Here is a 14,111-nt window from a genome sequence, read left to right as displayed (position 1 = left end):
CACCAATTATCAGTAATTTTGCAACTCAATGTGAAAAGATAAAAACAACATTATAATAAAGACATCGAAGATGAACATTTCATTTGAAAATGCCGATAAAATCCGCGGTTTGCTTACGCTCACCGTTGAAGAGGCTGACTACAAAGACAAAGTTGAGAAGACACTGAAAGACTATCGCAAAAAGGCTAATCTGCCAGGGTTCCGTCCGGGACAAGCTCCAATGGGGCTTATCAAACGCCAAATAGGAACTTCGGTAAAGGCGGATGAGATCAACCGGTTGGTTGGCGAACAGCTATACAATTATATAAAGGAAAACAATATCGCCGTATTGGGCGAACCGCTCCCTTCAGAAAAACAGCAACCGCAGGACTTGGAACAACCGGCTCCCTACACATTTGTGTTCGACATGGCTATTGCGCCTGAGTTTAAGGTGGAGCTGACAGAGAAAGACAAGTTGAACTACTATGAAATAACAGTAGACGACAAGATGGTGGATGAGCAGGTGAACGTGTTTACCTCGCGTGCCGGAGAATATGAAAAGTCGGAAAACTACCAAGAGGGCGATCTCATCAAAGGCGACTTGCGCGAACTGAACGAAGATGGAAGCACCAAAGAAGGCGGTATCACCGTTGAAGATGCTATTATCATGCCTCAATATATAAAGGTGGACGACCAGAAAAAACTCTTCGACGGTGCGAAATTGGGCGACATCATTACCTTCAACCCTAAAAAGGCTTATCCGGAAAGTAATACCGAGGTGACCTCTCTGCTGAAAATATCGAAAGAAGAGGCTGAGGGCCTGACGGCAGATTTCAGCTATCAGATCAAAGAAATCAGTCGTTTCAATAAGGCAAAGATAGATCAGGCACTCTTCGACACGATCTATGGCAAGGGAGAAGTGACAAGCGAAGAAGATTTCCGTAAGAGAATTGCAGAAGGAATGAGCAAAGATCTTGCGCAAAACAGTGATTATAAGTTCCTCGTCGATCTGCGTGCTTATTGCGAAAAGAAGGTGGGGAAATTGCCCTTTGCCGAAGATTTGCTGAAACGTGTAATGCAAACCAAGAACAAAGACAAAGGCGCAGACTTTGTTGAAAAGAACTTCGAAAACAGTATTAAAGAGTTGCAATGGCATCTCATCAAAGAACAGCTTGTGGCAACGACGGGCATCAAGGTGGAAGATGCTGACGTGCGGAAAGCTGCTAAGGAACAAGCACGCATGCTGTTTGCACAATACGGCATGAATAATGTAACCGAAGAGGTTCTCGACAACTATGTCACTGAGATGATGAAACAGGAAGAACGTATTCACGAATGGGTGGATCAGGCTGTGGACCACAAGCTGACGGAGGCGTTGAAGAATGTGGTGAAACTGACGAAGAAGAAAGTTTCGTTCGAAGAATTTAAGAAATTGATGGAAGAGAAATAGATATTTTTTTTGAGAAAAACTTCTCTTTATAAAGAGGTTGTTGACTTTTTTTACTAACTTTGTTCATCGACAAGCGAAAAAGAGTCAGCAACCTCTTCTTTTGTTTGTTGGATAAAGAAAGGATTTAATGTATGAATGATTTCAGAAAATATGCAACCGGACATTTGAAAATGAACGGTATGGTGTTAGACGATGTGATGAAAGCGCAGGCGCAATATCTCAATCCATATATATTGGAAGAGCGTCAGCTCAATGTTACGCAGATGGATGTATTCTCACGACTGATGATGGATCGCATTATCTTCCTGGGAACGGAAATCGATGACTATACGGCTAACACATTACAAGCTCAATTGCTGTATCTCGACTCTGTGGATGCGGGTAAAGACATCTCTATCTACATCAATAGTCCCGGTGGAAGTGTTACGGCAGGTTTGGGTATTTACGACACGATGCAGTTTATTTCGAGCGACGTGGCTACGATATGCACAGGTATGGCAGCATCGATGGCTGCGGTGTTGCTCGTTTCGGGACAGGAAGGAAAACGTTCGGCATTAACCCATAGCAGGGTGATGATTCATCAACCGCTGGGAGGCGTGCAGGGACAGGCATCGGATATAGAGATTGAAGCCAAAGAGATTCAGAAGTTTAAAAAGGAACTCTACACCATCATCTCCAACCATTCGCACACTCCGTTTGAGAAAGTGTGGCAGGATTCTGACCGCAACTATTGGATGAACGCAGAGGAGGCAAAAGAGTATGGTATGATAGATACGGTGTTGGTAAGGAAGAAATAAGGATGTCTAAGAATGTATGCAGCTTCTGCGGAAGAAGCGAAAAAGAAGTGAATCTGCTGATAACCGGGTTGAATGGACATATCTGCGATAACTGTGTTTTACAGGCTTATCAGATAGTTCAGTCGTCCGAACAACTGAATGATAAACATGGCGGGACAGATGCAAAGCCCTTCAGCCTGAAAAAGGTGCCGAAGCCTAAAGAAATAAAGAAATATCTGGACCAATATATCATCGGACAGGATGAAGCGAAACGCTATCTTGCTGTCTCGGTCTATAACCACTACAAGCGTTTGCAACAACCCAAGGATGACGATGGTGTGGAAATAGAGAAGAGTAACATCATTATGGTGGGCAGTACGGGGACGGGTAAGACGCTTTTGGCCCGAACCATCGCCAAATTGCTGGATGTTCCTTTCACCATTGTCGATGCAACAGTGTTTACGGAGGCAGGTTATGTGGGCGAAGATGTGGAAAGCATTCTGAGTCGTTTGTTGCAAGTGGCTGACTTTGACGTGGCTGCCGCTGAACGAGGGATTGTCTTTGTTGACGAGATAGACAAAATTGCCCGCAAGAGTGACAACCCCAGTATCACCCGCGACGTCAGCGGAGAGGGAGTTCAACAAGGTCTACTCAAACTCCTTGAAGGAACGGTGGTGAACGTTCCGCCCAAAGGTGGACGCAAACATCCTGATCAAGACTACATCCATGTCGATACGCGCAACATCTTGTTTATCTGCGGCGGAGCTTTCGATGGCATTGAACGGAAGATAGCACAACGACTCAATACGCATGTGGTAGGATATAATTCGGTGCAGAATGTAAGAAAGATAGATAAAGGAGACTTGATGAAATATATCCTTCCGCAAGATTTGAAGTCGTTTGGACTGATTCCAGAAATTATCGGACGTCTGCCCGTGCTGACTTATCTCAATCCGCTCGACCGGGAAGCTCTGCGACAGATTCTCACTGAACCTAAGAACTCTATCATCAAGCAGTATGTCAAACTCTTTAAGATGGACGATATCGAACTGGACTTCTCGCCCGAAGCACTCGATTATATGGTGGATAAGGCCGTGGAATATAAACTGGGTGCGCGTGGATTACGTTCGATTGTAGAAGCGGTGATGATGGACACGATGTTCGAAATCCCGTCGAAACGCATCAAACACTTTGAGGTGACACTCGAATATGCTCAGGCACAGCTGGATAAAGCCGGCTTGCAACAAGCCAGTTAAGGGCTTGGCGACGAATAGATAGTCCATTCTGAGTACGTGTTTCCTTTCGTCTTGATCGTTGACTGTCTGTCCGTCGTTTCCATTCACCTCCTTTTTTCTTTCCTCCCTTCATCTATGAAACCTGAATAGTTATGATAAAGGACGTAAATCTCACAAAAGCCTTGAAACAATATTTCGGCTTTGATCATTTCAAAGGCGATCAGGAAACCATTATCCGTAACCTGCTGGCAGGTAATGACACCTTTGTGCTGATGCCAACAGGGGGAGGAAAGAGCCTCTGCTATCAGCTTCCATCGCTACTGATGGAGGGAACGGCCATTGTTATCTCTCCACTCATCGCACTAATGAAGAACCAAGTGGACGTGATGAACGGAATGAGCGAAGACGGATGTGTTGCACATTATCTCAACTCTTCACTCAACAAGGCTGCCATTCTTCAGGTGATGGAAGATGTACGTTCGGGAAAAACCAAGCTATTGTATGTTGCTCCCGAATCGCTCAACAAGGAAGAGAATGTAGAATTTCTCCGAACAATTAAGATTTCTTTCTATGCCGTAGACGAGGCGCACTGTATTTCGGAATGGGGACACGACTTCCGGCCCGAATATCGCAACATCCGACCCACTATTTTAAAAATAGGCAATGCGCCGGTGATTGCTCTTACGGCAACAGCTACCGACAAGGTGCGGTGTGACATCAAGAAGAATCTCGGTATCAACGACGCTCGCGAATTCAAAAGCTCATTCAATCGGCCGAATCTTTACTACGAGGTACGTCCGAAAACGGCAGAGGTAGATCGCAACATCATCATGTTCATCAGGCAACATGCGGGGAAGAGCGGCATCATCTATTGTCTTTCGCGTAAAAAGGTAGAAGAGTTGGCTGCCATATTGCAGGCCAATGATATTAAGGCAGCACCCTATCATGCAGGCTTAGACAGTGCCACCCGTTCGCAAACGCAAGACGATTTCTTGATGGAACGCATTGATGTCATCGTCGCCACAATTGCTTTTGGGATGGGAATCGATAAGCCCGACGTGCGGTTTGTCATTCATTATGACATTCCTAAAAGCTTAGAAGGCTATTATCAGGAAACAGGTCGGGCCGGACGCGACGGCGGAGAGGGGCTCTGTGTGACATTCTACTCAAACAAAGACCTTCAAAAACTGGAGAAGTTTATGGAGGGGAAGCCCATTGCCGAACAAGACATCGGTCGGCAATTGCTGCTCGAGACCGCTGCCTATGCGGAGTCTTCCGTATGTCGCCGCAAGATGTTGCTCCACTACTTCGGTGAAGAATACACTGAGGAAAACTGCCACAACTGCGACAATTGCTTACATCCCAAAACCAAACGAGAGGCACAGAATGCATTGCTTATCACTCTGAAAGCTGTCTTGGCGGTAAAAGAAAATTTCCGAACCGACTATGTGATCAACTTCATTAAAGGTCGTCCTACAGACGAACTCGTGTCGCACAAACATAACGAGTTGGAAGAATTCGGCTTGGGAGAAGATGAAGACGATAAGCTCTGGACACCCGTCATTCATCAAGCCCTCATCGCCGGCTATCTGAAGAAAGATGTCGAAAACTACGGACTGCTCAAAGTGACACCCGCCGGACGCCGCTTCATCAAGTCGCCCCAGTCGTTTATGATTGTAGAAGACAAGGAATTTGACAACGGTTTCGACGACGAAAGCCGCGACAGCAGTTCTTCCACGCTCGACCCCGAACTCTACGCCATGCTCAAACAGTTGCGTAAAGACGTGGCCGACAAGCACCACGTGCCGCCCTACGTCATCTTTCAAGATCCCTCGCTCGAACAGATGGCCGTAATGTTCCCCGTCAATCTCGAAGAATTGCAAAACATCCCCGGCGTGGGTATCGGAAAGGCGAAACGTTATGGCGAGCCATTCTGCCAACTGATTAAAAAACATTGTGAGGATAACCACATCGAGCGACCTGAAGAATTGCGGGTGCGCACCGTGGCAAAGAAGTCGATGAACAAGGTGAAAATCATTCAAAGCATCGATCGGCAGATTCCGCTCGACGACATCGCCGGCACCGAGAATCTCGATTTCAACGAGTTGCTCGATGAGATCGAAGCCATCGTCTATAGCGGAACCAAGCTCAACATCGACTATTTTCTTGAAGAAGTGATGGACGAAGATCATATTGACGACATCTACGAATACTTCCGCACAAGCGATACCGACAACCTTCGCGTGGCCGCCCAGCAGTTGGGCAGCGAATATCCCGAAGAGGAAATCCGACTCGTGCGCATTAAATTCCTCTCCGAAATGGCTAATTAAGAGTCTCAAGAGAATAAAAGGAGAGAAGGAATAGAGGGAAAGAGTAAGTATAATAAGAGGAGTAAGGAAAGAAATGGAATTGCAACAAATCTTAGCAGAATTATCTGTTGCCGAAGAACGAGAAAAGATAGAGCAGCTGTTGCAGGACACACTGCAACAGCTGCTCTGTTGTTACAAAATCAGCGTATGCGGCATCGATGTCTTCCCCATCGAAGTAGAAAGCTACTTCTACCGTCAAGGCATTTTCGAAGACCCCTATGTACATAGCAACGAACTACAGATGAATCATTTTGGCGAGCTCTACATCCATCGTCGTGGCCGTCGTTCCACCGATCCCTACAAGATGGATAACCGCGTTTGTATGGGCATCTCGCTCTCCACCGCCGACACCTATTATTATTCCGCCCTTGTGCGCAGTGCCATATTTGCCGACGGCACATCTCTGTTTGGACCCAACACCGTGCTCACCCATCTCATGCAGCAGGTGAATGCGCAGAAAGGCCTTCTCGATGCCGAATACTTTACGCGGCGACACGCCGGAACTTTCGAACTATCCAAACTTTTTCCTCTGGTAGAGTATCAACGAGTGTTGCAACCCACAGCCACCTCTGTCGACCCGCGCGACAAAACCTATCTTCTGCAAGGTCCCCGCATTGGTCTTGGCCCCCTTGATGCCTATTATCGGGAACTTCCGCTACGTCAGTGCGCAGGTCGTCTCTCCAAAGAATTTGCCTTTAAAGAGAAAACCCAGCTTCTTCACCGATACCTCGCCTCGCACTGCCTCTCTCCCGAAGAAGCCAAGCAGACAGAAAGGGTTCTCAAAGTCCCGACCGCCTCACCACGCTCGTAAAACCTTTCTTCAACCTTTGGTCAAACCAAAAGATTGTGTTACCTTTGCCGCCGTGAAACAGAATGTGTTGACATATCGGCAGTATCAGGAAGGGCAGAAAGGGGCGAACTTTTCTGCATCTTTTAACGCTGATTGTTTGGTAGTGTCGCAGGAATTTGCTACCTTACACACACACACACACACACACACACACACACACACACACACACACACACAATATTCGCACCTATTGTAAGTGTAAGACTTTTTCACCTTTTTCCTACGCGCGCGCGAAGCGTGGCGTAACCATAGCCTGCAAAGAGATTCCCAGCGAATCTCTTTGCAGGCTTCTTCGTGTGTGCCTATCTATGCGGAATCAATAAATTAGAATCAACTTTTAACGATAAACAAGAGAGAAAATGATGAAAAAATTATTACTTGTGTTCTTTTGCCTTGCCACCATGCAGCTGGTCAGGGCACAATCCACTTATGATTTCAGTGCAGTGAACGATGATGGTTTAACTCTATATTATAAGGTGGTTGATGAGACAAAAAAAGAAGTGAGCTTAGCTGCAGACCATGTGTTTTATCCCTATGCAGGTGTTACAAAGATGGTGATTCCTGATAAAGTGAAGAAGAGTGACGGAACGGAATATACAGTAACAGAAATAGGATATACATTTTCAACGGGTCATCAGCTTCCTTCCTTGAAAGAATTGACCTTACCCAATACATTGAAAAAACTGGAATGGCAACCTTTCTTGGGAATACAATCGTTAAAGAAATTTGTATTGCCTGCCGGAGTAGAAGAAACCGGTGGGATTGTTTTCCAGTTTGCAGCAAGTCCCACTTCCCCCATGGAAATTTATCTGATGGGAACAACACCGCCAGCAAAAGGTGTTGGTTATCCTGTTTTCAATATGGACTTGACATATGTGAAAATTTATGTGCCTATAGATTGTTCCACTAATTATAAGGCAGGCCAAGACTGGAAAATGAATGCAGGAGGAGATTATGGTCCAATCCCCTACCTCGAGCAAATCACGCTCAATGCTAATGGTTATGCCAGTCTGTACTTAGAGAACGAGAACTTCGAAGTTCCCACGGGCTGTACAGCATACATCGTAAAGGGATCGAAGCAAGGAGTCGGCAACTATCCTGACGCCGACCTCGTGGCATTCGCTGCCGGCAGCCTCATCCCCAAGCAGACTGCCTTCATTCTTGAAAACCTCAGTGAGAAAGGCAAAACCATCGGCTATCACGCCAACATCTCGGGCACGGAGGTAGACGTATCGGACAATCTGCTCGTAGGTACGGCCACCGGAGAAGAATTCTCTGGCGCAGGTTATAAATACTACATCTTCAGCGACGGATCGCTGGGGCAAGGCTTCTACCATCAAGGTACGCGTAAGGGCCAATCGATTAAGGTGAAAGCTCACCGCGCCGGATTGCGGCTGCCCGTCACCGGTCACGGTTTTGCCCCGGCCAAAGAGCTCATCTTCGACTTCGAAGCTGCCAAGGAGCAACTCGCCACAGGTATCCGCCAGCTGCCCCACGTTGCACCCGCATCTAAGGAAGACGTCATCTTCGATCTGCAAGGCCGCCGCGTTCTCCATCCCACCCGCGGTATTTACATCATCAATGGGAAGAAAGTAGTAAAGGAATAAGTAGTAAAGGATTAGTAACAATGAAACAGACATATACATCCCCCGCCATTCACATCGTTCAGGTAGGCATGGGCGAGAGCATCGCTCAGTTTGTTGTCACCTCCAAGTCTGTGCCCGAAAACTCGGGCGACGCTAAGGGCAGCGACTTCTTCGACGAAGAAAACGAAGAAGAACAGTTTGAAGAACGCCCCTGGGGTGACGTGAGGCATTAGGCTCTGGCGGGAAGCCTCCTGCTTCGACCCTCCATAGCACCGCCTCGATGCGCAACCAAGCAATGCCGCGCGTAAGCATCATTTACAACGCCGGAGGTGACTTCCCAATGTGCGGGAAGTCACCTCTGCTGTATTCGGAGATCACCTCTGCCGTATTTGGAGATCATCTTTTTCGTATTGGGAGGTGATCAGTCGTATATGAGTAGACGTTGTACCACCCCCCCAACGGCGCCCAGCCCTTATAGAGCTGTTATTTATTCGTATGGTTTAGGCAGGATTGGCAAGTTGGCAAGGAGATGACCCATGTGGGCAACTCTTTGTCAACTCGTCAATTGAATTCCTCGTCAACTAAAGAAAAATCTGTACTTTTGTGGGGAAATTTCAAGAAATCATGATTTTTAAGATGAAGAGAACGATTTGCTTTTTGCTGTTTTGCGTGTGGGGGTTGTCAGCCGGAGCGCAGATGCAGTGGAATGCGCAATGGCAGAGCTATATTGCCGAGTATAAGGATATCGCCATCGAAGAGATGATGAAACATCGCATTCCGGCCAGTATCACGCTGGCGCAAGGACTGCTGGAGAGTGGTGCGGGGATGAGTGAATTGGTGAGAAAAGGCAATAACCATTTCGGCATTAAATGCCACGACTGGACAGGGGCGCGAACCTATCGCAACGACGACGAGGAAGGGGAGTGCTTCCGGGTGTATCGCAGTGCGCGCGAGAGTTTTGAGGACCATAGCCGGTTTCTGCTGCGCGAGCGATACAAGCGACTCTATGCATTGGCCACAACCGACTATCGGGGCTGGGCGCGCGGTCTTAAAGAGTGTGGATATGCCACCGATCCGCAGTATGCCACGAAACTGATTCGTCTCATTGAGCTCTATCAGCTTTATCGCTACGATTCGGCCACGGGCTACGATCACTTCATGGCGCGACACTCGGGCAATTATCCTGCGGGGACGGCGAACGCACGACTACACCCGATTTTCCGCTATAACGAGAATTATTATCTCAGGGCCCGGCAGGGCGATACGTTCCAATCGATTGCCCAGGAAGTGGAGCTCTCGGCTCGCGCTCTGGCTCGGGCCAATGAGCGCGACCTGCACGAGATGCTTGCTGAGGGCGATATTGTCTACCTCAAGAAGAAACGCCGCCGGGCTGAAAGAGCTTTTAAAGATCGACCGCATGTGGTGAAGGCGGGCGAGAGTCTGTATGACATCGCCCAGCGGTATGGCATTCGTCTCAAAAGTCTCTATCAAATGAACGGTCTGGGCGAGGATGATCAAGCTCGGGTGGGGGATCGCCTCCGAGTATATTAAGGGGATTTCTGTTGATTTGTCAACTTAAATGATGATTAGGCACGACGTCCTTTTAAGCCTTGGCAGCAATCTCTTGCCCGAGGCAAATATGGCGCAGGCTCAGCGGCGGCTTCGGGTTTTGATGCCCGACATCGAATTCTCGCATGTCCTGTGGACAGAACCTATCGGCATCCGTTCGCCTCGTTTCCTCAATTGCCTTGCTCGCGGAAGCAGCGAACTTTCCTGTGCGGATCTTTCTCGAAGATTGAAGGAGATGGAGTGCCAAATGGGTAGCTCGAGCGAGGAGCATCGCCACGGACGGGTGGTCATCGATATCGACTTGCTGCAATTCGACTCAGAAAGGCTTCGACCCGCCGATTGGCAACGTCCCTATATTGCTCGACTTTTGGCCGACCTTGATTGTGGGCTCGATTGAGGGTGTTCTACAGGTGGGAGATATTGGGCGAGAGGTAAGCGTTGAGTGGGATTCGGCATTAAAAGCTGAAAACATTTGGTGCTCTGAAGATTTATTTCTACCTTTGCACCACAATTACAAGGTACCTTGGCCGATCGGTTAGGTAACGGTCTGCAAAACCGTGTAGGGCAGTTCGACTCTGCCAGGTACCTCACTCTATGTTATTGGGAGAGCTTCCAGCGAAGCTCTCCCAATTTTGTATTTAATTTCAGGAGTTGGAGGAGTTGGAGAAGGAGTGAAGGAGTGAAAGGAGTGAAAGGAAGTTAAGACAAATGTCTTGTATAGGAAAGACAAACGAATGAACGAACAAAGATCATGTCTTAACTCCCTTTCACTCCTTTCACCCCTTCAACTCCTAAAAAGAATTCATCTCTTAGCAGGGAGTGAACCTGGAAGAGATGAATTGAAGGGAGGGACGGAGGAGAGGCTATACGATTCCTCTGCCGTGGCAATCTTTAAATTTTCGGCCGCTACCACAGGGACAAGGATCGTTGCGTCGTGGCATCTTGTCTTTTACGAGTGGTGTGCGGGCCTGTTGAGCGACGTTCTCACGGGTGTCGCGGTTGCGGGCTTCGCGTTGAGCGGGATCGGCAAGATCTTCTTTCGACTCGATGTACTCTTGACGTTGTCGTCTCTCCTCGGGTGCAGCCTGAGGTGCATCTTGTTGCAATTCGGGTATTTGAGCACGCATGAGGATGGCGGCGATGCGGTTGTTCATCTCGTTGACCATATTATCGAAGAGTTTCACGCTCTCGAGTTTGAAGATGAGCAACGGGTCTTTCTGTTCGTAAGAAGCATTTTGGACACTGTGACGAAGCTCATCGAGCTGGCGTAGATTTTCTTTCCAGCAGTCGTCGATGATGTGGAGCATGATTGTTTTTTCAAACTGCTTTACGATGGAACGGGCTTCAGTGTCGTAGGCCTCCTTGAGGTCGCAAGGGATTTGGAGCACGCGTTTGCCATCGGTGATGGGAACAAGGATTTTTTCGAATCGATCTCCTTGTGTCTCATAGACTTCTTTGATGGTGGGGTAGGCGGTGCTTTGGATGCGGTCGGTGCGGCGTTTGAAGCCTGCCATGGCGAATTGGAAAGCTTGCTCTTCGAGGGTAGCCTTTGGAGTGTTGATGAATTCGTCTTCGGAGAAAGGGCATTCCATGGCGAGCACTTTGAGGAAGCATTCTTTGCATCCCTCGTAGTCGTTGGTTTGGATGATGTTGACCACGCGGTCCCAAATGATGTTCGTGATGTCCATGCCGATGCGTTCGCCCATCAAAGCATGTCGGCGCTTTTCGTAGATGACGGTACGCTGCTTATTCATCACGTCGTCGTATTCGAGGAGGTGTTTGCGGATACCGAAGTTGTTTTCTTCTACTTTCTTTTGTGCGCGTTCAATACTCTTGGAGATCATGGGGCTTTCGATGCGCTCGCCGTCTTTGAATCCGAGTCGGTCCATGATACTGGCGATACGTTCGGAGGCGAAGAGACGCATGAGTTTATCTTCGAGCGAAACATAGAAGACAGAGGAGCCAGGGTCGCCTTGTCGACCGGCGCGTCCGCGGAGCTGGCGGTCTACGCGTCTACTTTCATGGCGTTCGGTTCCGATGATAGCCAGTCCGCCGGCAGCTTTTACTTCGGGCGAGAGCTTGATGTCGGTTCCGCGTCCGGCCATATTCGTGGCGATGGTTACGGCTCCCAGGCCATTGACCGACTGTCCGGCTTCGGCCACAATGGCAGCCTCTTTCTGGTGAAGTTTAGCATTGAGCACATTGTGCGGAATCTTGCGCATGTTGAGCATCTTACTCAGCAGTTCGGAGATTTCCACGGATGTGGTTCCTACCAGCGTAGGCCGACCTTGGTTTCTGAGCGATTCAATCTCGTCGATGACAGCAGCGTATTTCTCGCGTGCCGTTTTGTAGACGCGGTCGTCCATATCGTTGCGGGCGATGGGGCGATTGGTGGGGATTTCGACGACATCGAGTTTATAGATGTCCCAGAATTCGCCAGCCTCAGTGGAAGCCGTACCGGTCATGCCCGCCAGTTTGTGGTACATGCGGAAATAGTTTTGCAATGTGATGGTGGCGAAGGTTTGCGTGGCGGCTTCCACTTTGACATGTTCCTTGGCCTCAACGGCTTGATGGAGTCCGTCGCTCCAACGGCGTCCTTCCATGATTCGGCCGGTCTGTTCGTCGACGATTTTCACTTCTCCGTCGATCACTACGTATTCATCGTCTTTGTTGAACATCGTGTAGGCCTTGAGCAATTGCTGGAGAGTGTGTACGCGTTCACTCTGAACGGCATAGTAGTTAAGGAGATCGTCTTTGCGATCGAGCTTCTGTTGGTCGTCCAGTTCTTGTTCTGCTTCGAGGGCAGAGAGTTGTGAAGCGATGTCGGGCAGTACAAAGAGATCTTTGTCGTTCACCTGATGGGCCAGCCATTCGGTACCTTTGTCGGTGAGGTCGCAGGAGTTGAGCTTCTCATCCACCACAAAATACAAAGGCGCAACGGCTTCAGGCATCTTGCGGTTGTTGTTCTCCATGTAGAACTCTTCGGTCTTGAGCATACCGGCCTTGATACCTTCTTCGGAGAGGTATTTGATGAGAGGCTTGTTTTTGGGCAGAGCTTTGTACGACCGATAGAGCGAGAGGAAGCCCTCGTCGAGTTTCTTTTGGTCTTTATTGGTTTGTCCCTCGCTGATTTGCTGTTTGGCATCGGCCAGATATTGGGTGGCCAATTTGCGCTGAACTTCGACCAGACGTTCGACAAGAGGCTGATATTCTTCAAACATTTGGTCGTCGCCCTTGGGGATAGGACCTGAGATGATGAGCGGTGTACGGGCATCGTCCACCAAAACGGAGTCTACCTCGTCAACAATAGCATAGTTATGTTTACGCTGAACCAGGTCTTCGGGCGAGCTGGACATGTTGTCGCGCAGGTAGTCGAAGCCGAATTCGTTGTTGGTTCCGAAGGTAATGTCGGCCAAATAGGCTTTGCGGCGTTCGGGCGAGTTGGGACGGTGTTTGTCGATGCAGTCTACCGAAAGTCCATTGAACTCGTAGAGCGGGCCCATCCACTCAGAGTCGCGCTTGGCCAAATAGTCATTGACGGTCACCACATGCACACCGTTGCCCGTGAGAGCGTTGAGGAACACAGGAAGCGTAGCCACGAGTGTCTTTCCTTCACCTGTTGCCATCTCGGCAATTTTGCCTTGATGCAACGCAATGCCGCCGAAGATTTGCACGTCGTAATGTATCATGTCCCATCGGGTGTCGTTTCCGCCGGCCATCCAATGGTTGGTGTAGATGGCTTTATCGCCTTCGATGCGCACAAAGTCTTTGGTGGCGGCCAGGTCGCGATCGAAGTCGGTTGCGGTCACCTCGATTTCCTCGTTTTGGGCAAATCGTCTGGCCGTGTCTTTCATAATGCTGAAGGCCACGGGCATCACTTCGTTGAGAGCCGTTTCGTAGCAGTCGAGCGCTTCTTTCTCGAGCTTATCGATTTGATTGAAAAGTCCTTCGCGTTCGTCGATAGGTGTTTCTTCAATCTGCGCCTTCAGTTGGGCAATTTTCTCTTTTTGTTCTTTGGCTGCGTCTTGCACTTGTTGTTGAATCTGTTTGGTGCGTGCGCGCAGCTCGTCGTTGCTGAGTTGCTTGATGTCTTCGTAAGTAGCCTTTACCTTTTCTACGAGAGGCTGAATCAGTTTCATGTCGCGTGTCGACTTATTGCCGAACAGCGATTGTAGAATTTTATTGAAATTCATTTGTTGTGGGTTTTCTTGTGTTGTAATAATGTTGGCTGCAAAATTACGAATAAATCGTGTGATTTCTCGTCTCTTGCCTTGATATTGCGCCCTGTCCGGTGTCT

At 48.6% G+C, this 14,111-nt stretch carries 10 protein-coding genes and 1 tRNA gene; 10 read left to right on the top strand and 1 reads right to left on the bottom strand.

The features are described from left to right. Window positions 1–70: 70 nt before the first annotated feature. From tig to J5A66_RS07735, 10 genes are all read left to right on the top strand, one after another. The gene (gene tig / locus J5A66_RS07780; protein ID WP_211790075.1) at window positions 71–1,429 is read left to right on the top strand and encodes a trigger factor; all 1,359 of its coding nucleotides are present in this window, start codon (window positions 71–73) and stop codon (window positions 1,427–1,429) included. A 131-nt stretch (window positions 1,430–1,560) separates the two neighbouring features. Further along, on the top strand, window positions 1,561–2,226 hold the full coding sequence (gene clpP, locus J5A66_RS07775) for an ATP-dependent Clp endopeptidase proteolytic subunit ClpP (RefSeq protein ID WP_211790074.1): 666 nt from the start codon (window positions 1,561–1,563) through the stop codon (window positions 2,224–2,226). A gap of 2 nt (window positions 2,227–2,228) precedes the next feature. After that, window positions 2,229–3,461: an ATP-dependent Clp protease ATP-binding subunit ClpX gene (clpX, locus tag J5A66_RS07770; RefSeq protein ID WP_211790073.1), complete on the top strand. Its 1,233-nt coding sequence runs from the start codon at window positions 2,229–2,231 to the stop codon at window positions 3,459–3,461. A 131-nt stretch (window positions 3,462–3,592) separates the two neighbouring features. Continuing rightward, window positions 3,593–5,770: a DNA helicase RecQ gene (recQ, locus tag J5A66_RS07765; RefSeq protein WP_211790072.1), complete on the top strand. Its 2,178-nt coding sequence runs from the start codon at window positions 3,593–3,595 to the stop codon at window positions 5,768–5,770. A 73-nt stretch (window positions 5,771–5,843) separates the two neighbouring features. Further along, entirely contained in the window at window positions 5,844–6,620 is a 777-nt protein-coding gene (locus J5A66_RS07760) for a hypothetical protein (RefSeq protein ID WP_211790071.1), read from the top strand. A 398-nt stretch (window positions 6,621–7,018) separates the two neighbouring features. Beyond that, window positions 7,019–8,266, top strand: coding sequence for a hypothetical protein (locus tag J5A66_RS07755; protein ID WP_249109947.1), 1,248 nt, complete (start codon window positions 7,019–7,021; stop codon window positions 8,264–8,266). Between the two features lie 20 nt (window positions 8,267–8,286). Beyond that, entirely contained in the window at window positions 8,287–8,478 is a 192-nt protein-coding gene (locus J5A66_RS07750; protein WP_211790070.1) for a hypothetical protein, read from the top strand. Window positions 8,479–8,881: 403 nt separating this feature from the next. Then, entirely contained in the window at window positions 8,882–9,796 is a 915-nt protein-coding gene (locus tag J5A66_RS07745; RefSeq protein ID WP_211790069.1) for a glucosaminidase domain-containing protein, read from the top strand. A gap of 28 nt (window positions 9,797–9,824) precedes the next feature. Then, the gene (locus tag J5A66_RS07740; RefSeq protein WP_211790068.1) at window positions 9,825–10,211 is read left to right on the top strand and encodes a 2-amino-4-hydroxy-6-hydroxymethyldihydropteridine diphosphokinase; all 387 of its coding nucleotides are present in this window, start codon (window positions 9,825–9,827) and stop codon (window positions 10,209–10,211) included. Window positions 10,212–10,331: 120 nt separating this feature from the next. Continuing rightward, window positions 10,332–10,402, top strand: a tRNA-Cys gene (locus tag J5A66_RS07735). Between the two features lie 275 nt (window positions 10,403–10,677). Here the strand turns inward: J5A66_RS07735 and secA are convergent. Then, window positions 10,678–14,007, bottom strand: coding sequence for a preprotein translocase subunit SecA (gene secA / locus J5A66_RS07730; protein ID WP_211790067.1), 3,330 nt, complete (start codon window positions 14,005–14,007; stop codon window positions 10,678–10,680). Window positions 14,008–14,111: the final 104 nt, after the last annotated feature.

This window comes from Prevotella sp. oral taxon 475 (assembly GCF_018127805.1).
Taxonomy (GTDB): domain Bacteria; phylum Bacteroidota; class Bacteroidia; order Bacteroidales; family Bacteroidaceae; genus Prevotella.
The sequence above is the reverse complement of the archived record's forward strand: the minus strand, read 5'-3'. Positions and strand labels throughout refer to the sequence as shown.

Bases quoted from the DNA above. Each gene is read 5' to 3' on its own strand.
- clpX (WP_211790073.1), top strand. From the start codon at position 2,229: ATGTCTAAGAATGTATGCAGCTTCTGCGGAAGAAGCGAAAAAGAAGTG.
- recQ (WP_211790072.1), top strand. From the start codon at position 3,593: ATGATAAAGGACGTAAATCTCACAAAAGCCTTGAAACAATATTTCGGC.
- J5A66_RS07740 (WP_211790068.1), top strand. From the start codon at position 9,825: ATGATGATTAGGCACGACGTCCTTTTAAGCCTTGGCAGCAATCTCTTG.
- secA (WP_211790067.1), bottom strand. From the start codon at position 14,007: ATGAATTTCAATAAAATTCTACAATCGCTGTTCGGCAATAAGTCGACA.
- tig (WP_211790075.1), top strand. From the start codon at position 71: ATGAACATTTCATTTGAAAATGCCGATAAAATCCGCGGTTTGCTTACG.
- clpP (WP_211790074.1), top strand. From the start codon at position 1,561: ATGAATGATTTCAGAAAATATGCAACCGGACATTTGAAAATGAACGGT.
- J5A66_RS07760 (WP_211790071.1), top strand. From the start codon at position 5,844: ATGGAATTGCAACAAATCTTAGCAGAATTATCTGTTGCCGAAGAACGA.
- J5A66_RS07755 (WP_249109947.1), top strand. From the start codon at position 7,019: ATGATGAAAAAATTATTACTTGTGTTCTTTTGCCTTGCCACCATGCAG.
- J5A66_RS07745 (WP_211790069.1), top strand. From the start codon at position 8,882: ATGAAGAGAACGATTTGCTTTTTGCTGTTTTGCGTGTGGGGGTTGTCA.
- J5A66_RS07750 (WP_211790070.1), top strand. From the start codon at position 8,287: ATGAAACAGACATATACATCCCCCGCCATTCACATCGTTCAGGTAGGC.